Raw genomic sequence first — 19,423 nt, forward strand, 5'->3', positions numbered from 1 at the left:
GGTGTAGGGTGTGGGGTGTAGGGTGTGGGGTGTGGGGAGAAAAAAGCTGTCTCCTGTCTCCTGAATACTGTCTCCTGTCTCGACTAGGAAATTAATTTTGCACGACTACTTATCCAAATCCATGTCAGAAATAACCTTGCAAATCAACGGCAAAACTCAAACCTGTTTACCCGCAACTAAACTACCGCAAATGCTAGAAAATTTGGGCATGAATCCTCGGTTAGTGGCAGTGGAATATAACGGGGAAATCCTCCATCGTCAGTATTGGGAAAACACGGAAATCAAGGAGGGGGATCAATTAGAAATTGTTACTATTGTCGGAGGGGGATAAAATAATCAACAATCGACAGTTGAGGGAAAAAACTTGTTAGTTATCGGTTTAATCAGTGGCACATCGGTGGACGGCATCGATACCGCTTTAGTAGAGATTAGCGGTACAGTGGAATCTCCACAGGTGCAGTTATTAGCTGGGGAAACCTATCCCTATTCCCCCCGATTACGAGAGACAATTTTGCAAGTCTGTGGGGGAGAAAAGCTATCTATTGAAGATTTAGCCAGCTTAGATGATAATATCGCCGCAGAATTTGCCCAAGCCGCCTTAAATATCCAAAAAGAAGCCCCAAAAGCCCAATTAATCGGCAGTCACGGTCAAACCGTTTTTCATCGACCCCCCAAAAACGATCGCCTCGGTTATACGGTACAATTAGGACGGGGAGCAGCGATAGCAAAAATTACCAGTATTCCCACCATTAGTAATTTTCGCGCTGCCGATATCGCCCAAGCTGGTCACGGTGCGCCCCTAGTGCCGAAAATTGACGCTTATTTGCTTTCTCACCCCACCACAGCCCGCTGCGTCCAAAATATCGGCGGTATTGGCAATTTAACCTATTTACCCCCCCGACAAAGGGAAAATTGGCAGCAAAAAATTTTCGGTTGGGATACTGGACCGGGCAACGTCCTCATCGATTTGGCCGTACAATTTTTGAGCCAAGGCCAACAAACCTACGACCATAACGGTCAATGGTCGGCCCAGGGTCAACCCTGCTCCGAATTAGTTCATAAATGGCTACAAGAGCCTTATTTTCAACAATATCCCCCCAAATCCACCGGCAGAGAGTTATTTAGCCCCGCCTATCTAGCCCAATTGCGCGAGGATGCCCAAGCTTATTCCCTCGGTGATGCCGACTGGTTGGCCAGTTTAACCGATTTAACCGCCATTTCGATCGCCCACAGCTATCAAACCTTTTTGCCGGAAATGCCTGCGGAGGTGCTGCTCTGTGGTGGTGGCGCTCGTAATGCCTACCTGCGCCAAAGACTCCTAGCACATTTGGGGTCAAATGTCAAGCTTTTGACCACTGATGAGGTAGGATTAAATAGCGATTTTAAAGAAGCGATCGCTTTTGCTCTTTTGGCCTATTGGCGCTGGCACGATTTCCCTGGTAATTTACCGAAAGTCACGGGAGCAAAAGAGGAGGTTTTATTAGGAGAAATTTATCTATGAGCAGCATATATGAAATATTTTCAACGATTCAACGCCAAAGGGTTAGCGATGGGCAAATAGTGCCAATTTTAAGCGATTGTACTGATTACAAACGTCTTTTAATTCTTGTTTGGCCGCAATTGGGAGATTTTGACAGTCTCGAATATGCTTGGTGGTTAGAAAAAGAGGCAGCCCTTTGGCAAAATGCCGGGATTACCATTCGTGCCATCGGTATCGGCGATCGCAATTCAGGTTTAAAATTCTCTGAATATACGAAATTTCGGCAAGATTGGCTTTTTGTTGACCCGAAAGCCGAATTACACAATTTATTAGGACTGTATCGGGGTTTATCGGTAAAATTACCAGGATTTTCTTCTGGACAAAATGCCTGGTTAAATCTAATTTTGATGTGTGCGGGTGTGGGTAGTCCGGGGACTCTGGCCGAAGTGCTGCGGGGTTATCGTGGCGATCGCAAAGCCCCCCAATTAATTGCCGAGGAGGAAACAATACAAGCGCGGCCTTTACCACCTTTCCGGGGTTCCCTCTTCAATCTTGCCGGGGGTCAAGGTTTTCAGCGACCTTTTGAATTAGCCACCCTGAGACTGCGTAATATGACTCAGGTTTTGGGCAATTGGTCAACATATATCCCCGATAGTAGTTATCTCACCCAACGGGGAGGGACTTTTTTATTTGATAGTCAAGGAAATTTACTCTATGAGCATCGAGATGGAGGTATCTTGGGATTTGCTGAGAATATGAGTTATCCCCTCGCTTTTTTGCGGGATTAAGCTTTTTTCTTCTCTATATAGAGAGTTTCGATTAAATGATACCAGTCCAAAATTTTATACTAAATCCGGTTATCAAAGACTGATTATCTCTTGCTCTTTTGCCTGTCCTGATGTGTAGCCTATTATAGTCAAGGGATTTATTGTCACAATAACCCTTTTGTCGGGCTTTTTGTTTCCCCATCGGGAATTATCATCTTACCTTGGCAGACTAGAACTGATGCACCACCCACAGAAACTTCCGTAATTTCCCGGTTGTTTTTCTGAAACTTTAATTGTATGTTGCTGGGTCTGCCCATTTCCACCCCTTGGATTATCGTCCATTGATTCATCCCTTCCCTAGAAGATTCTAAGGCCCCTAGGTAGCCCGCTAAAGCGGCCACAGCCGAACCAGTGGCGGGATCTTCCATAACTCCTAAACTGGGGGCAAACATTCGGCCATAGAGACGAGATTGGGGTGATTCTGGGTCAAAACAGCAGACAAAAAGGGAATTAGCGGGGGATTGACCTAATAATGATGACCAGAGAGTTAGATTTAGTTTTATTTTCCCTAAAATATCTCGGTTTTTGACGGGGATGAATAAAAAAGGGAGACCACAGGAAAAGGCCCGGGGGGGATAACCGGGTAAGAAATCGGCAACGCTTAGGGAAAGAATCGCCGCTAAATCATCGAGAGCATAAGTATCCGTCACTAATTCTGGCAATTGTGCCACTTTTAACTCACTATAGACCGGTTTTTCCCCCTCCATGATAATTTTCACCGGTACTAAACCGACTCCTTCCTCTAGATAAATCGTGGTTTCTTGGTAAGGGGGAATAGCACCGATTAGGGCTAAAATATAGGCTGTGCCGACGGTAGGATGACCAGCAAAGGGTAATTCCGTACTGGGGGTAAAAATCCGGACTTTTTTAGTGCCTTGGGGCGTTTCTGGCGGAAAAACGAAGACTGTCTCCGAGAAGTTAAATTCGGCAGCGATTTTTTGCATCTGGGTACGGGTTAATCCAGACGCTTCCGGAAAAACCGCCAGGGGATTACCGCCAAAAATGCGATCGCTAAAAACATCGGCGGTATAGTAGGAATAGGTAGGCACGCGGGGGATAGAGCAACATTTATCGGAGAATTTTTTGATCTTACACCTATCTTCACCTCTGACCGCCCCGGTTGTCTGTCTAGGGATAGATACTCCTTGTCAGTCCTGTTAGTCTCTGTTGACTAAGAAATAATGAAAATACAGAGTTTTTCATGAAGATAAGGTATGTCTTGAATCGTCTCGGAGTCTCCTATGGGAAAAACCACAAAGACACAAAGGACACAAAGATTGATCGCTCCTATATAAGTTAAACTCATAACACAAAGAATAAGAGAGCCTAACTGCCATAGGCTCTACTACTTATCCGCTTCTAATCTGGCTAATAAACTGACTAACTTATCTCTGACGGAATTGTGAGTGTATTCGTCTTCAGGGTGGGGTTTTTGATGGGGTTTTTGAAAATAGGGACGTTCCCCGTATAATTGTCCCCATTTCACATCGACTCGGTGTACTAATTCATAGAGTAATTCTTGATTGTCTAAAATTTCTTCTAGGATTAACTGTAAAGCTTGAACGGGATTATCTAAATTTTGACTGACTTTGGTTAATTCTTCATCGACAATAAGCTGTAAAATTATCTGCAAAGCTCCCGAGGAATCCCCTAAATTAGCGGCAATAAATTGTTTAATCTCTGTGGTAACTTGCACTAATTTGGGGACAGGAGATTCCCCTTTAAGGAAATCCGCCCCCTCTTGAGCGATAAAATCTGCTAGGGTAAACTCGCGCCTTTCGATGATATCTTGGGAAAAATCCGGTTCTTCAGGGGTCATAAATTAAAAATATTAGCGATAATAGACTCTAGGACTTATTGTGACATTTCTAGGAATATCTATGGGCATCGATCGCAGAGAGTTTCAACACCGTCGTCAGCAGGTAATGGAAAAAATCGGCAATGGAACCGCAATTTTTCGCAGTGCGCCCATGGCGGTCATGCACAATGACGTAGAATACACCTATCGTCAGGATAGTGACTTTTTTTACCTGACAGGATTTAATGAACCGGAGGCGGTGGCGGTTTTAGCACCCCATCACCCCGAACATCAGTTTATCCTGTTCGTGCAGCCAAAAGACCCAGAAAAAGAAACCTGGACCGGCTATCTCCACGGTGTGGAAGGAGCAAAGGAGATTTTTGCTGCTGATGAGGCCTATTCTATCCAAGAATTGGACGAAAAATTACCCCAATATCTCGAAAAAGCCGAACGAATTTATTATCATCTCGGACGGGACAAAACTTTTAATACAAATGTTCTCAAGCACTGGCAAAAATTAATCGCCACTTTTCCCCGTCGCGGCACCGGACCGACTGCTTTAGAGGATACTAATTTTATTCTCCATCCTTTGCGCTTACTGAAAACCGAGGCCGAATTGGACAATATTCGCCAAGCAACTGCTATTTCAGCACAGGCACATAATCGGGCCAGAGAATTTACCAAAGTTGGTCACTACGAGTATCAAATTCAAGCGGAAATTGAGCATACTTTTCGCCTGGAAGGGGGTATGGGTCCCGCTTATCCTTCTATTGTTGCTAGTGGTGCTAATGCCTGTATTCTGCACTATATCAACAATAATCGCCAAGTACAAGAAAATGAGCTTTTATTAATTGATGCTGGTTGTGCCTACAATTACTATAACGGTGATATTACCCGCACTTTTCCCGTTAATGGTAAATTTACCCCCGAACAAAAAATTATCTATGAAATTGTTCTGGAAGCTCAATTAAAGGCGATTGAAGTGGTAAAAACTGGTAATCCTTATAATCTTTTTCATGACACAGCCGTGAGGACAATTGTGGAGGGATTAGTGGATTTAGGGCTATTGGTCGGCGACATTGATGAGATAATTAAAGAGGAAAAATATAAGCCTTTTTATATGCACAGAACTGGCCATTGGTTAGGATTAGATGTCCATGATGCGGGAGGTTATAAAGTTAACGAAGAAACTTGGCAGACTTTGCAGCCTGGTCATGTTTTAACCGTGGAACCGGGGATTTATATCTCCCCCGATATTAAACCTGCTGAAGGACAGCCGGAAGTGCCGGAAAAATGGCGAGGTATCGGTATCCGTATCGAAGATGATGTATTAGTTACTGCCACAGGAAATGAGGTTTTAACTGCAACAGTTCCCAAAAAAGTTGAGGATATCGAATCTTAAGTAAAAAGCTAGGTGTTAAAAATTGTCAGATTCCCCCTAACTTATTAAGGGGGTATCAAAGGCAAAATTTATCTTCAAAGGAGATTCAATTAAGTTTTTTCTAGAGATTATTATGGTTGTCACCAAAGAAAAATTATATACCTTTGCGGAATATTTAAATTATCAGGACTGCACGGATGATAAATACGAATTATTTAACGGAGAATTAATTTTCATGCCTCCCGCTAGTGGCTTTCATTCTTTGATACTTAGATATATATTTAAGGTGTTAGAAAGGGAAATAGAGAGGCTACAATTAGACTGGCAAGTTATGCCCGCCACCGTGGGAATTCGCACCGATAAAGCTAAATCGAGAATTCCAGACTTAATGATTTTAACTGCCGAACAATGTCAAGAGATTAGAAATATGACCACAGCAGTGATTGAATTTCCTCCCCTGTTAGTTGTAGAAATTGTTAGCCCCAATAATGCCGATGATGACTACCGTTATAAACGTTCAGAATACGCAGTGAGAGGCATTCCTGAATACTGGATTATCGATCCTATTGCCCTAAAAATATCGGTTTTAAACCTAATTTTGGGATTTTATGAACTGGCAGAATTTAACAACGAAGATAGGATAATATCGTTGACATTTCCCGATTTACAATTAACTCCTCAAATGGTCTTTGCACAGTAAAATCTTAGCTGGAGACTTTTATGATTGCTACCCAACAAAAAATATATACCTTTGCAGAATATTTAAATTATCAGGACTCCACAGATAATAAGTACGAATTATTTAACGGAGAATTAATTTCCATGCCTCCCGCTAGTGGCTTTCATGCCTTAATTCTTGCCTTTATTTATGATTATTTAATGGCAGAAATTAAAAGATTAAATCTAACTTGGAAAGTCATGCCTGCTACCGTGGGAATTCGCACCGATAAAGCTAAATCGAGAATCCCAGACTTAATGATTTTAACTGCCGAACAATGTCAAGAGATTAGAAATATGACCACAGCAGTGATTGAATTTCCTCCCCTGTTAGTTGTAGAAATTGTTAGCCCCAATAATGCCGATGATGACTACCGTTATAAACGTTCAGAATACGCAGTGAGAGGCATTCCTGAATACTGGATTATCGATCCTATTGCCCTAAAAATATCGGTTTTAAACCTAATTTTGGGATTTTATGAACTGGCAGAATTTAACAACGAAGATAAGATAATATCGGTCACTTTTCCCGATTTACAATTAACTCCTCAAATGGTTTTTGCCCAGTAGCATTATTAACGATTATGACTATCCCCTTAGAAATCCAACAACGTTGCCAACAACTAAAAACAGAACTACAAAGAGCCAGTTATGCTTATTATGTTCTTGATGATCCTTTTATATCCGATAGCGTTTATGATCAACTTTATCGGGAATTAGAAGACATAGAAAAGCGTTATCCCCAATTAATCACCCCCGATAGTCCCACCCAAAGAGTCGGGGATAAAATCTCTAGTCAATTTGTTTCTGTCCGTCATAATATTCCCCTGTATAGTCTCGAAAATGCCTTTAACCTCGAAGAATTAAATAAATGGGGCAGCCGTTGGCAAAGATATGTAAATGAAACCCAAGACACGGAATATGTGTGTGAATTAAAAATCGATGGTTCCGCGTTAGCTTTAACCTACGAAAACGGCTTTTTAGTCAGAGGTGTTACTAGAGGAGATGGAGTCACTGGCGAAGATATTACCCCCAATGTGCGGACAATTCGCTCTATTCCTTTACGATTAAATATAGACAATCCCCCAGCAATTGTGGAAGTGCGCGGTGAAGCCTTTTTACCCCTCGACACCTTTGATAAAATCAATCAAGAAAGAGAAGAAAAAGGGGAATCTCTCTTTGCTAATCCCCGCAATGCAGCAGCAGGAACCCTACGACAATTAGATCCTAAAATAGTTGATAAAAGACGCTTACAATTTTTTGCCTATACCCTACATTTAGACGATAACCATATCACCACTCAATGGCAATCCTTAGACAGATTAGAAACCATGGGATTTCTGGTTAATCCCCACCGTCAACTCTGTCCATCCCTGCAAGAAGTGGCGCAATACTATCAAGATTGGCAAGAAAAACGTCATCAATTAGCCTACATGACCGATGGTGTCGTAGTCAAAATCAACGATTTACAGCGACAAAATCGGTTAGGATTCACTCAAAAATTCCCCCGGTGGGCCATCGCTTTAAAATATCCCGCCGAAGAAGTCCCCACGGTAGTTAAAGATATTATCGTCAATGTGGGACGCACCGGCGCAGTTACACCCATGGCGGTGATGGAACCGGTACAGGTAGCAGGAACCACCGTACAAAGGGCTACTTTACATAATAGCGATCGAGTGGCCGAATTAGATATCCGAGTCGGTGACACGGTAATTATCCGCAAAGCGGGGGAAATTATCCCGGAAGTGGTGAGAATCCTGCCAGAATTGCGTCCTAGCCAGACTTTACCCTTCCAGATGCCCACTAATTGCCCTGAATGTCAATCTCCCCTAGTCCGTCCGGTGGGGGAAGCGGTGACGCGCTGTGTTAATAGTTCCTGTCCGGCGATTTTGCGGGGAAGTGTAGTACATTGGGCCAGTCGCGATGCTCTCGATATCCGGGGATTAGGGGAAAAAGTGGTAATTTTGCTGATTGAACAGGGATTAGTTACCGCCATTTCTGACCTTTACAGCCTCGAAAAAACGGAAATTGCCAAATTAGACCGAATGGGCGAGAAATCAGCCTTAAATTTGATTACAGCTATGGCTCAGAGCAAAAATCAAAGCTGGTCGAGGGTACTTTATGGGCTAGGAATTCGCTATGTGGGCAGCGTTAACGCCAAAATTCTCGCCGAAAGTTTTCGGACTGTGGAAGAGTTAGCTAACGCCAGCGTGACTGATTTAGCTTCTGTCTATGGTATCGGTGAAGAAATCGCTCAATCTGTCTATGATTGGTTTAGAATCGCCGCTAATCGGGATTTAGTCGCTAAATTACAGGCAGCGGGTTTACAGTTTGCCGCAGCAGCAAAAACCACCACCACAAAAGCGACTTTAGCAGGGAAAACCTTTGTCATTACTGGCACTTTACCAACTCTCAAACGGGAGGAAGCGAAAGAATTAATCGAAAAAGCTGGGGGTAAAGTGACGGGTTCTGTGAGCAAAAAAACCGATTATTTAGTGCTAGGAGAGGCGGCGGGTTCTAAGCTAGAAAAAGCCCTAGAATTGGGCATTACTCAGCTAACTGAAGCACAATTACTCGAATTAATCAAGGGTTAAAAGCTTAAGATTGGAGCAAATCTACTGAAGTATTATCGATTAACTGAGCAACAGCATCAAGATAATCATTAAGTTCCATTTTGTGAGCTTGGGCAAATAAATTAAGGGTTTCTACCTTTGTTCCTTCTCCCTGTTCAATGCGTCTCACTTGACGCTCGGATACTCCTATAATATCTGATTGTCGCAGTTGATGCTGTTTGCGTAAAGAGGCAATCGCTCGACCAAAAATCTGATCATGTTTTAATTTAATCGCTGCAAACTTTTGTTTTGCTTTTGGTTCAATCACACTCAAAAAAGCCGCTATATCAAGATGAATGTCCACCACTGGCCAATGAATATAACTACCATCTTCTGCTATAATAAAATTCTCTCTTTCTTCTAGAGGAATACGCTGTAAAGCTGGCATAGATGCAAAGGGAATTTCTAGCTCATCGAAATCACAGCGACTGATTAATAAACTTTCCCCAATAACTAAAGCTGTGGCGATTAAATGCTCTTGCGCTCCCCAAATCCAAGCATTAATTACCCTTGTCGGTAAAGTAAAATCTCGATAAACGAGGGTATTTCGCAGGGTGCGTAAATTGGCCCGTTTAAATAGTTGCGGCAAGTAGATAGAATCAATGTTTTCTCGGATAAAAAGACCTCGTAGATGATGTTTATCATTAGCGGTTCTGACAATATCTGACACTGCTTTTAAACCAGTCAAAGAAGTACAGATAAAGATGTTTTTTAAAGAATCAATATTCTTTAAATCTGGTAAGGAAAGAATCTGCACAGATTGAAACTTTGACAAGAAATTATAACTTTCTTTATCCTCAATTATAACAGTAATTTCTCGCTTATTTAACATGATTAATTACCTTGGGTACAGACTTTTGCCTCCCATTCGCTCAGGAGTTTAGAACGATTGGCTAAAACGTGGTCGAGTATTTGCTTTTTTTCCTTACTAGATATTTTGGCATTGGCGGGCCATTTTACCTCAAACTTTAGACCATTTTCTTGATTACAAAGTAAGAAAAAAACTCTAATTTCCCATTGCCCCGGTTTACGAACATGAAAATGAGGTGGCAAATGATCGTGAGAATTGAAAAACAGATCTAAGCCATCTAAATTAAAGGATTCCACCTTGCCCAAATCTTCACCTCGCCCACCTCAACTCTGGTCACTTAATGCTATTATACACTTAACCAGACATTTTGTCCTTAAATTCTGAAATATAATGTCTGCTTAACCTAGAACGATCAAAGCGTTAGATTAGAGAGAGTCCTTTTTTGAGAGATATTTAAACCTGATGGTCTGGCCTTTTAAACCGAAAACCCGCAAACAAATCGCTCGAATAGAAATTACAGGTGCAATTGCCTCCGATACCCGCAAAAGGGTCTTAAAAGCCCTAGAAATCGTCAAAGAAAGGCAATATCCCGCCCTACTTCTCCGCATTGACTCCCCCGGGGGAACCGTGGGGGATTCCCAGGAAATTTATGAAGCATTGAAGCGCTTACAAAAAACCACGAAAATAATCGCTAGTTTTGGCAATATTTCCGCCTCTGGCGGCGTTTATATCGGTATGGGGGCTAATTATATTATGGCTAACCCCGGCACGATTACCGGCTCGATCGGTGTTATCCTGAGGGGGAACAATCTGGAAAGATTGTTGGATAAGGTGGGAGTTTCGTTTAAAGTGATTAAATCAGGCCCTTATAAAGATATTCTCTCCTTCGATCGAGAATTAACTGATGAAGAAGAAAGAATTCTCCAGGATATGATCGATACCAGTTATCAGCAATTTCTGCAAACCGTCGCCGGAGCGAGAAATTTAGATGTCAATCAGGTGAAAAGTTTTGCCGATGGGCGCATTTTTACTGGTCAACAGGCGTTAGAATTAGGAGTCGTTGATCGCTTAGGAACCGAGGAAGATGCCCGACTTTGGGCGCTAGAATTGGCAGGATTACCCCCAGATAAAACTAAATGTCAGACTATCGAAGAACCGAAACCCCTGCTCAGTCGTCTGACGGGCAATCGTTCCCAAATACCCCTAGGATTACAAAAAACCCTACAGCGTCTAGAATTTGAATTAGAAGTTAACGGACAACTATTGTGGTTATACCGACCCTGATGACCAGATTAAAGTCGAGAAAAAGGGCGCGTTAACCCCTAAAATTGACTCATCAGGATTATCGGAGGATAACAATCGTGCAGTGGAAGGTTCGAGCCATTCGGGGAGCAACGACGGTAACGGTTAATACTATTGAAGCTATACGAGAAGCAGTAACAGAACTCCTCGAAGCGATCGAAATTCACAATAGTCTCGATCCCGATGATATTGTTAGTATTATCTTTACGGCAACTCAGGATTTAGACGCGATTTTCCCCGCTGCTATCGCTCGCGAACGTCCCCACTGGCAAAATGTCCCCCTCCTCGATGTGCAACAGATGCACGTCGCTGGTAGTCTGGAAAAGTGTATTCGCGTAATTCTTCACGTTAATACTCCCAAACTACAAGGGGAAATGCAGCACGTCTATCTCCGGGGGGCGAAAAATCTTCGCCCCGATTGGCAGATTTCTCCAGTAACTATTAATCGCTAAAATCTTCGATAACTGACTAAATCCCCATTTCCGACAGCCAACTCAAAATTAATTGATTAACTTTTTCGGGATGTTCATCGTGGGGACAGTGACCGGCTTTGGCAATCGGATAAAATTGGGTATTATTGCCCATTTTAGCTCTTTCTTGGTAAATTACCGAACCAGCGATCGGTGTCCAAGGGTCGTCCTCTCCCCAGAGTACCAATAAAGGGCGATCGATTGGCGGTAATAATTCCTGGGGAGAAGGTCCAGGGGGTGCTGTCAACACCGATGCGAACACTCCCCACGCACCCGCATCACAGGAGGGTTGATAGAGAATTTCGACTAATTCCTCGGTAATCGCAGTATGGTCGCGATAAACCTGTTTTAAGGTGTTCCGGATGCGATTTTTCTGCCTTACCTGTTCAAAAATAAACTTTCCTGTCACCGGAGAACTAACTAAACCGGTAAAGGCAGCCATGATTAAACGCAAGGGGAAATTTAATTCTTCGGGACGATGGTTTAATCCTCCCGCACAGTTAATAATTACGCCTCCGGCAGTGATTTCGGGAGATTCTGCCATCAGCATTAAGGTAATCAGTCCCCCGATGGAATTACCAACAAATACCGTCGGTTTTGCGATTTTTTCCCGCCAAAAGTCTTGTATTTGCTGCTGCCAAAGGTTGAGACTATAATCTAAAGCGGGCTTATCCGCACCCCCAAATCCCAAGAGATCTAGGGCATAGACTTGATAGCCATTTTCCCCTAAAACGGGGATATTTTTGCGCCAATGACCGATAGATGCCCCAAAACCGTGAATTAATACTAGGGGTTGTCCTTCTCCCCGCACAGTGTAGGGGATGGTGTGACCTTGCCATGTCCAAGACAATTGCTCTAAGCTAGTGACAGTGAGCGGCGATTGTAGTGCCATTGTATGAAGTTTTATTAAGTGATATTTAAATTATAGAGTAAAAATCAGCCGAGAATTTATGCCACAACGCCGGACTTTTACCAATAACTCGATGGCAATTTCCTATTTACAATGGAGCGATCGAGGTATGCCTCTATTATTATTGCACGGCATGGCGGATCATGCTTTGGTTTGGTCAAGTTTGGGCGATTATTTAAGCTCAAATTATCAAGTTATTGCCCCAGATTTGCGGGGACATGGGGAAAGCAGTAAACCAGCAACGGGTTATCACTTTCAGGATTATATCGGCGATTTAAGGGCTTTAATTAATCATTTAGGTTGGACGCAAGCACATATTTTAGGTCATTCTTGGAGTGCTAAAATAGCGGCAATTTGGGCAACTCAACAGCCAGAAGTATTTAAGAGTTTAATTTTAGTCGATCCCTTTTTTATCGATAAAATGCCTAGTTGGATTAGGATAACTTTTCCAATTCTCTATCAAGTTTTGCCCTTTTTAAAGATTACTCGTTCCTTTGATAGTTATCAGAGCATAGAAGCGATCGCTTATCAATTAAAACAATATAAAGGTTGGTCAAATCTACAGCAAGAGGTGTTTAAAAATGCCATTGAACAAAAAGCGGATGGCAGTTGGAGCAGTAAATTTACTTTATCGGCACGCGGGGAAATTTTTGAGGATGTCATGGGGTTTGCAGGATTAACTAAAACTTTAGATATTCCCAGTTTATTAATCCTTCCTCAACAGGGATTAAATCGCACTACTTGGCAAATTCAATCCTATAAAAAGTATTTAACTTCTCTAGAGATTAAAAAAATACTGGGTAATCATTGGGCATTTTTAGGGGAACCTGAAACTTTTAATCAAGCAGTGGCTGAGTTTTTATCTGTTCAGAAAAATGATGATGGTTAATTAAAAGGTAATTGAGCTAATTTTAAGCTGGATTGCGCTGCCCTAAGTAGGTAGGTATTAAAAACTTTCAGATGCCCCTTATTAAGGGGGGATTAAGGGGGGATCGGCACCCCCCTTATTAAGAGGGGATTAAGGGGGGATCGAACCTAAAATCCATTTTTAATTTAATTAAAACCAGCTACTTAACACCCTAAGTTCATATAAATTTCTTCGGCAATCTTCCTGCTACCTCCGGACTCTCCCACTCTAATTTTACCGTTCTCTAAACATCTGTGTAAATAACGAGAATCTGCCAAAATATCGATAATTTTAACCGCAGCATTTTTAAATAAATTCACCTCCGTGGGTTTCTTTCCAATAGTTATCACCGATTCCCCTAATAAGCGCATTTGTGCCTCAGCAAAAGGGTAGGTAAATTGGGGACCAAATCCGGGTATTTGTAGGACGGGTTTTCCTAATCCTACCGCTTGTTCTACTGCTGTACCTGCCATGGCTAAACAAGCGTCACAATGGTGTAAAATATCGGCAAAAGCATCACGATAACAGCACAATAAAGCCCCATTTTTCTCTAGTTTTCCCGCTCCTAAATAATGCCATCCCTCTTGTTTAGCTAAATTTTCTAAGTCGGTTTCTCTGATGCTAGGAACGATAGCAGCCCGAAACTGCATCGGTTTAATTTTAACTATTTCCTCACAGACTTGTAACTGTAAAGCTAAATTACTCAAAGCTTCGGGTAAACGACTCCCCGCTAACAAAGCAATCATGGGAATTTGACTATCTAATTCTAAATCTTTACCCGTTGGTGTTAGGACATCCATAATTGGATAACCAGCAAAAATCGCTTTTTTAATACCCCGATTTTGTAGGTCTGTTGCTGTATATTTATCCCTAGTGAAAACCCTTAAACACTTGTCTGATCTTAAACATAATTTTGTCAGTAAAGGTAATTTAATTGTACCTTCGTAATAACTGGAAGTAGAAACAATAAAAGCCACAAAAGGACGACCAGTTAAACGAGCGATCACAATCGGCACAATATCCCCCACTGCTATCAATAAATCACAATTCTTGCTAACTTTAAAAGCTGCCTGAATTTGTTTAATAGTTAGACCGATTAATCCCGCGCCAATATCTTTAATCCAATTAAAAGGATTAGTATAAATAATTCCCCCCGATGGCATAGTGGCAGTGGGGGCAATAATGGGTACTGGCAATTTTTGATAAGCTTTTCCCTCTCCCACTAAAGGCAAAGCAGCTATAGATAATTGGGGCTGAATTTTTTGTAATTCCCCCACAATTAAACTAGCATTTAAATCCTCGCCATGACCATTACTAAGAAATAAAACCTGTTTAAGCATCGATTTGTTATCCTCTATATTTCCTTGCTGCCAAAGAAACCGCCACCGTCACCGATTTGGCTTCTATTTGCTTGCTGACTAGCAAAGTCTCGCCCATTTTTAAAGCGGCAGCTTCGGCGACGCTAGGGGTTCCCCCTTGCTTGTTGACAATAGCTGAGGGATTGGGGACCTTAATATCTCTCAACTCCTCGGCAGTAAAGGTTTTTAGGGGTAATCCTTTCTCCTGACAGTAGGCAATTAAACCCCGTTCATCAGCTTTGATGTCAAGGGTGGCGATACCAGCAATAGCGGCTAAAGAGAGGTCATAACGCTGAAAAACAGCCCTAATTGCCCTATCTATGACCGCTTTCTCCGTCCCACGGATGCAACCTATGCCTAGCCATAATACTCGTCCATGCCATTGCACTTTTGCCCCGGAAGAATCGGCGGGTGAGTGGAAAGCAGGGGAAGCGCCAGTCATCATCGGTGTTGCCTCTAATTGTTGCGGGATTAGGGTTGCCAACGGGGAGAATCACCTTGGGGCTGTTTGGTAAGCTAAAAAACAGTTAAGAGAGGGTTCGTAAATTAATGTCAAGAAGATGGATTGTTTCTCGCCGCTCCCCGATACCTTTTAAACAGGATTTATTTTAATACATCTGTGCTACTAGGGCGCAGATTCTGCGCCCTAGATACCTTACTATCCTAGCGGGTTAAGGCCGCGCCTCTTGCGTATAAAGTGCGGGCATAATCGGTCCAAGTACCTTGGCCCCAATAACGGAAACAACTGGTTTGCACGAGCAAATTATAAAGCAGTGCCTCCAGATAATCCGGCCGTCGGGTGAAGCTAGGATCCGCCTGTACTAAAGGATAATATTTCTCGTGGAATTGAGCGCTTAATTGGTTCATCGGTTCGAGGACATTTTCGTAACCGCGCACCCAACTGAGATCATTTGTCCAAGATGCCCCATCCATGCTAAAACGGTGGTCGGTCTGTTTTAACTCAGCGATCGCCTGTTCTACTGCTTCCGGGGTAGCGGCATCCGGATTAACTCGCTGCCAGATTTTATGCTGGTGTACGGCTTGAATTGGGGGATAATCTTGGGGATTAACGCCAGCAGCCTCGATTAACTCCAGATATTCCGTACCGTTAAATCCTCCCACACTGGAACCCCCCTGCATTTCCCGCCAAGGATTGGGAAAATCGCGAGGAAATTCATTCATCATCACGCCACCATTTTCACCGTCGGCAATCTGGGAACCTAGGGAAGGAACCCAAACGCCGCCGATTTGCTGTTTACCGCGGCATTTGGCCTCGTGGTAGGGTTGCATTTGGGCAACTAATTTGGTGTCAGAACCCTGGGTTTTAATCAAAGCAGTAATCGCAATCACTTCACCGCGAGAATTACGGGCCACCAGGCGATTAGGAATATATTTTTGTTCCTGACTCAATCCCGAACCGTCGAGATTTTCCACCGAGTGTTCCTGTACCAATAACCAGCGATAGCCGCATTCTTTCAGAGCCTTAATATACTCGTAGAGGGTATCGGGATGGTTAGGAAGGTGCATTTCTGGGGGAGAGAACCCTTTGACTCGTTTCAGAGCATCCGGTCCAAAAATCGAGGCAAAATAGGTTTGCCATGCTTGCATCTGTAATTTTAGATCAGGAATCGGTGTGGAAGGAGCCACCGCATGACTCCACATCGTCCCCAACCATTCCACATAGGGTTGATATTGACTGTTACAGGTGATTAATTTGAGTTTATCGAGGATATCCTGCCGTCCCATCTGCACCAAACCCCAGAGGAGATTGCCAGAATAATCCAGCATAATCCGGGGATTACAGCCTTCCGCCACCAATTCCGGGATAAAATCGCCCATGCGACTGTAACACCAGGCAAAAACGCTGGCATTATGATTATCGCCATCCCCAAGATTTTCGAACATATGCTGGAGATTGCAGATTAATTCCCCGTTAACACCCGCCGGGATAGTGGGTTGGTGCATATGCAAGGCACAGGCAAAACCAGCGTTAATATTGTCTAATTTGAGATTTGTTGTCGGTAAAAAGATCGGATCATCGTGATTGACAATCGCTGCGATTTCCTGTTCCCAACCGCAAATAGTCGGTAGTCCGGGGCGTATTTCCGTGATAGGGTTCGATTTCGATGATACGGGTGTAGCGATCATAATTTTTCAGGCGAATAGATTGAGAGAGTTTGTCCCCACTCTCCCAGGGACAACTTTTTTTACTGGCAACAGGTCACTCCTGACTGTTCACTGCTAACTGAGCTAAGAGTGCGGACTTGATCCTATCCCATTTATACTGGGAGTAACCCCCTCCAGACACAAGCCTTCGTAACTCGTTAAAAATCAAGATGATTCTTTACTGAACTTAACCGATCCTCGCACTATGATACAAACAACTATCCGCCCTTTTACCTGTAACTTTTAACCATGTTCTCGGCGACTACCGAAATTCTTGTTATCTTCTTCCTCATCCTCCTCAATGGAGTCTTTGCCCTCTCGGAAATTGCCATTGTCTCGGCGCGCAAAATCCGTTTGGAACAATTAGCCAGAGATGATCGACGGGCGGCGGTGGCCTTAAAATTGGCCAATGATCCCAATCAAATTTTATCGACGGTGCAGATTGGCATTACCCTAGTGGGTATCTTTGCTGGGGCCTACGGAGGAGCTAATTTATCGGTCAGTGTGGCGCAATTATTGGCGCAAGTTCCTGTTTTAGCCCCCTACAGTCAAGCTTTGGGATTAGGATTAGTGGTGTTAATTATTACCTATCTATCTCTAGTGGTGGGGGAATTAGTGCCGAAACGGTTAGGTTTAAGTAATCCAGAAAAAATCGCTATCCTTGTTGCTAGTCCTCTCGATAGGTTATCAAAAATTGTTTCGCCCGTTGTCCATCTTTTGAGTAAATCGACTAATCTGATTCTCGGTTTGTTGGGGATTAGCGGTAATAATAATGATTCCCCAATTACGGAAGAAGAATTGAAAATTATGCTTAAACAGGGAACCGAAGCGGGAACCTTTGAGGAAGCAGAACAGGATATGGTGGAAAGGGTGTTAGGATTGAGCGATCGCCGAGTAAGTCAGATTATGACCACGCGTCCGGATGTTGTTTGGTTAGATTTGGAAGATAGTGCCGAAATTAATCGCCAGAAGCTAATTGAGAGCAATCATACCCGTTTTCCTGTGTGTCAGGGCAGTTTAGATGAGGTTTTGGGGGTAATTGAAGTCACAGACTTATTGGCCGATTGTTTAACCGGTGAAAGTTTCGACCTAACGAAGGATTTACAGCAGCCGCTTTTTGTGCCGGAAAGCACTAGGGGTTTAAAGGTTTTAGAATTAGTGCAGCAAAGTGGTCATCATATTGCCTTGGTAGTGGATGAGTACGGGGTGATTCAAGGATTGGTGACGCGCCAGGATATTTTAGAGGCAATTGTCGGCGATTTACCCCAATTAGATAATATTGAAGATGCACAGATCGTGCAGCGGGAAGATGGTTCTTGGTTGATTGATGGCACAGTGGCGATCGAAGATTTTAAAGAATTATTTGAAATCAGTGAATTACCAGGGGAAAAACAGGGCAATTATCACACTTTAGGGGGTTTTATTATTACCCATCTTGGTAGGATTCCGGGGGCTGCCGATCATTTTGAATGGCAAAGGTTGCGTTTGGAAGTGGTGGATATGGACGGTAATCGCGTCGATAAGGTGTTAGTAACGCTCTTGTTGGATGATTTGTAAGTAAGTAGCTGGTTATATAGCGTTTCCTAAGCTGGTGAGGTACGCCTATTTTTCTTCCCTTTTGCCTAAAAACCATAACTTTTGTACCTCAGCAGACGGAAAAACGCTATATAACACCTAACAGCTGATGAGATGCACCCGAAGGGACTATTTTTGAAAGCTTGAGCGGCCAAGTCATTAGCCACTTTTGCCACAAACCCCTAAGTAGCATCATGCTCAACGGATTTAGGATGATTATTTTTCTAGTCCGAAAAGCTCGCTCTTGAAAAAGGGGACAATTGTTAATTATTATTAAAAGTATATTTACTAATTAACCAAAATACCAGTGAAACTAGCTCAAGCTCAGACGATATTAACAGACACTTTAACCGTATTTTGGGGAGAATGGCTAGATTTACGGGCGAGAGTCCTTCAGATCGCCGCCACCGGTCTAGTTTCTCCCCTAATCTATATTATCGGTTTCGGGTTGGGGTTGGGAAGCGCCCTCGATCGCTCGATGAAACCCTCGATCGGCGATTCTTATCTAGAATTTATTTTACCCGGAATGGTGGCCCTGTCCTCAATGGCGATCAGTTTCGGGGGAACCACCTTTTCCATCTGTGGCGACCGCTTATTTAGTAAAACCTTCGAGGAATTATTATTACTTCCCGTCCATCCTCTCTCATTATTTTTAGGCAAAGTTTTCGCGGGAATTTTGCGCGGTGTAATGACTTCTGCATCAGTGATTCTCGTTGCTATCTTATTTACAGGAAAATTTGCCAGTTTTCTCAATCCCCTCTTTTTATTAGTTTTAATCTTAAATTGTGCCGTCTTTGCCGGTTTAGGGGCAATTGTCGGATTGCGAGTTACATCCCTCGAAAGTGTCAGTCTGTATAATAACTTTTTAATCGTGCCGATGTCTTTTTTAGGAGCAACTTTTTTCGATCCCCAAACCTTACCCTGGCCATTAAAAATTATTGTTTATTCCTTACCCCTCACCTATGCTAGTCTGGGATTAAGAGCCGCAGCCTACGATATTAATCAATTTCCTTGGTTCGCTATCCCCATTTTGTTAATCGTCGCTATTCTTCTCTCGATTGTCGGTGCTTATCAATTCTCCCATCAACGGGATTAAATCAGTTATCAGT

General features: G+C 43.0%; 20 protein-coding genes. 12 read left to right on the forward strand and 8 right to left on the reverse strand.

The genetic code is table 11. The annotated features are described in order from the left end of the window. Window positions 1-121: 121 nt before the first annotated feature. Genes thiS through IQ224_RS08385 form a run of 3 tightly spaced genes read left to right on the forward strand, consistent with a single transcriptional unit; the run spans window position 122 to window position 2,268 of the window. On the forward strand, window positions 122-331 hold the full coding sequence (gene thiS, locus IQ224_RS08375; RefSeq protein WP_002743890.1) for a sulfur carrier protein ThiS: 210 nt from the start codon (window positions 122-124) through the stop codon (window positions 329-331). Window positions 332-364: 33 nt separating this feature from the next. Beyond that, entirely contained in the window at window positions 365-1,501 is a 1,137-nt protein-coding gene (locus IQ224_RS08380; protein ID WP_002743888.1) for an anhydro-N-acetylmuramic acid kinase, read from the forward strand. Then, window positions 1,498-2,268, forward strand: coding sequence for a peroxiredoxin-like family protein (locus IQ224_RS08385; protein WP_194032826.1), 771 nt, complete (start codon window positions 1,498-1,500; stop codon window positions 2,266-2,268). The genes IQ224_RS08380 and IQ224_RS08385 overlap by 4 nt, the downstream gene beginning before the upstream one ends. A 143-nt stretch (window positions 2,269-2,411) precedes the next feature. On the opposite strand, the gene IQ224_RS08390 is transcribed toward IQ224_RS08385, so the two are convergent. Together IQ224_RS08390 and IQ224_RS08395 are read right to left on the reverse strand one after the other, a co-directional pair. Continuing rightward, complete coding sequence (locus tag IQ224_RS08390; protein ID WP_110578852.1) at window positions 2,412-3,356, reverse strand: PhzF family phenazine biosynthesis protein; 945 nt, start codon at window positions 3,354-3,356, stop codon at window positions 2,412-2,414. Window positions 3,357-3,652: 296 nt separating this feature from the next. Beyond that, on the reverse strand, window positions 3,653-4,126 hold the full coding sequence (locus tag IQ224_RS08395; RefSeq protein ID WP_002739904.1) for a hypothetical protein: 474 nt from the start codon (window positions 4,124-4,126) through the stop codon (window positions 3,653-3,655). 61 nt (window positions 4,127-4,187) lie between these two features. Between IQ224_RS08395 and IQ224_RS08400 the strand changes: the two genes are divergently transcribed. From IQ224_RS08400 to ligA, 4 genes are all read left to right on the forward strand, one after another. Beyond that, window positions 4,188-5,507 carry an aminopeptidase P N-terminal domain-containing protein gene (locus IQ224_RS08400; RefSeq protein WP_002743881.1) on the forward strand — a complete coding sequence of 440 codons (1,320 nt, stop codon included), beginning with the start codon at window positions 4,188-4,190 and terminating at the stop codon, window positions 5,505-5,507. 112 nt (window positions 5,508-5,619) lie between these two features. Beyond that, complete coding sequence (locus IQ224_RS08405) at window positions 5,620-6,186, forward strand: Uma2 family endonuclease (protein WP_084989904.1); 567 nt, start codon at window positions 5,620-5,622, stop codon at window positions 6,184-6,186. A gap of 20 nt (window positions 6,187-6,206) precedes the next feature. Continuing rightward, entirely contained in the window at window positions 6,207-6,773 is a 567-nt protein-coding gene (locus tag IQ224_RS08410; RefSeq protein ID WP_084989903.1) for a Uma2 family endonuclease, read from the forward strand. A gap of 14 nt (window positions 6,774-6,787) precedes the next feature. Then, entirely contained in the window at window positions 6,788-8,797 is a 2,010-nt protein-coding gene (gene ligA / locus IQ224_RS08415; RefSeq protein WP_002743878.1) for an NAD-dependent DNA ligase LigA, read from the forward strand. A 4-nt stretch (window positions 8,798-8,801) separates the two neighbouring features. On the opposite strand, the gene IQ224_RS08420 is transcribed toward ligA, so the two are convergent. Beyond that, window positions 8,802-9,647 carry a DUF2442 domain-containing protein gene (locus IQ224_RS08420; protein WP_194032827.1) on the reverse strand — a complete coding sequence of 282 codons (846 nt, stop codon included), beginning with the start codon at window positions 9,645-9,647 and terminating at the stop codon, window positions 8,802-8,804. A gap of 2 nt (window positions 9,648-9,649) precedes the next feature. Continuing rightward, window positions 9,650-9,922, reverse strand: coding sequence for a DUF4160 domain-containing protein (locus IQ224_RS08425; protein WP_002743872.1), 273 nt, complete (start codon window positions 9,920-9,922; stop codon window positions 9,650-9,652). A gap of 166 nt (window positions 9,923-10,088) precedes the next feature. Here IQ224_RS08425 and sppA point away from each other — a divergent pair, with 166 nt between their 5' ends. Both sppA and aroH read left to right on the forward strand, forming a co-directional pair. Further along, the gene (sppA, locus tag IQ224_RS08430; protein ID WP_002739893.1) at window positions 10,089-10,910 is read left to right on the forward strand and encodes a signal peptide peptidase SppA; all 822 of its coding nucleotides are present in this window, start codon (window positions 10,089-10,091) and stop codon (window positions 10,908-10,910) included. 68 nt (window positions 10,911-10,978) lie between these two features. Continuing rightward, complete coding sequence (aroH, locus tag IQ224_RS08435; protein WP_051048470.1) at window positions 10,979-11,380, forward strand: chorismate mutase; 402 nt, start codon at window positions 10,979-10,981, stop codon at window positions 11,378-11,380. A 16-nt stretch (window positions 11,381-11,396) separates the two neighbouring features. Here aroH and IQ224_RS08440 read toward each other — a convergent pair whose 3' ends face one another. Further along, window positions 11,397-12,290, reverse strand: coding sequence for an alpha/beta fold hydrolase (locus IQ224_RS08440; RefSeq protein ID WP_002743866.1), 894 nt, complete (start codon window positions 12,288-12,290; stop codon window positions 11,397-11,399). 58 nt (window positions 12,291-12,348) lie between these two features. Between IQ224_RS08440 and IQ224_RS08445 the strand changes: the two genes are divergently transcribed. Beyond that, window positions 12,349-13,197 (forward strand): alpha/beta fold hydrolase, encoded by an 849-nt coding sequence (locus IQ224_RS08445; RefSeq protein ID WP_002743865.1) that lies wholly within the window; start codon window positions 12,349-12,351, stop codon window positions 13,195-13,197. Between the two features lie 182 nt (window positions 13,198-13,379). Here IQ224_RS08445 and IQ224_RS08450 read toward each other — a convergent pair whose 3' ends face one another. The 3 genes from IQ224_RS08450 to IQ224_RS08460 form a co-directional block, all read right to left on the reverse strand. Next, window positions 13,380-14,555, reverse strand: coding sequence for a lipid-A-disaccharide synthase-related protein (locus IQ224_RS08450; RefSeq protein ID WP_194032828.1), 1,176 nt, complete (start codon window positions 14,553-14,555; stop codon window positions 13,380-13,382). Between the two features lie 7 nt (window positions 14,556-14,562). Then, a complete protein-coding gene (locus tag IQ224_RS08455; RefSeq protein ID WP_071591803.1) occupies window positions 14,563-15,015 on the reverse strand; it encodes a cobalamin biosynthesis protein in 453 nt (150 codons plus the stop codon). Between the two features lie 221 nt (window positions 15,016-15,236). Continuing rightward, on the reverse strand, window positions 15,237-16,721 hold the full coding sequence (locus tag IQ224_RS08460; protein ID WP_002743854.1) for a hypothetical protein: 1,485 nt from the start codon (window positions 16,719-16,721) through the stop codon (window positions 15,237-15,239). 267 nt (window positions 16,722-16,988) lie between these two features. Between IQ224_RS08460 and IQ224_RS08465 the strand changes: the two genes are divergently transcribed. Beyond that, window positions 16,989-18,296, forward strand: coding sequence for a hemolysin family protein (locus IQ224_RS08465; RefSeq protein ID WP_002740028.1), 1,308 nt, complete (start codon window positions 16,989-16,991; stop codon window positions 18,294-18,296). 325 nt (window positions 18,297-18,621) lie between these two features. Continuing rightward, window positions 18,622-19,410: an ABC transporter permease gene (locus IQ224_RS08470; RefSeq protein WP_002743851.1), complete on the forward strand. Its 789-nt coding sequence runs from the start codon at window positions 18,622-18,624 to the stop codon at window positions 19,408-19,410. The last annotated feature ends 13 nt before the right edge of the window (window positions 19,411-19,423 follow it).

This window comes from Microcystis sp. LEGE 00066 (genome assembly GCF_015207925.1).
Classification (GTDB): Bacteria; Cyanobacteriota; Cyanobacteriia; order Cyanobacteriales; family Microcystaceae; genus Microcystis; species Microcystis ichthyoblabe_A.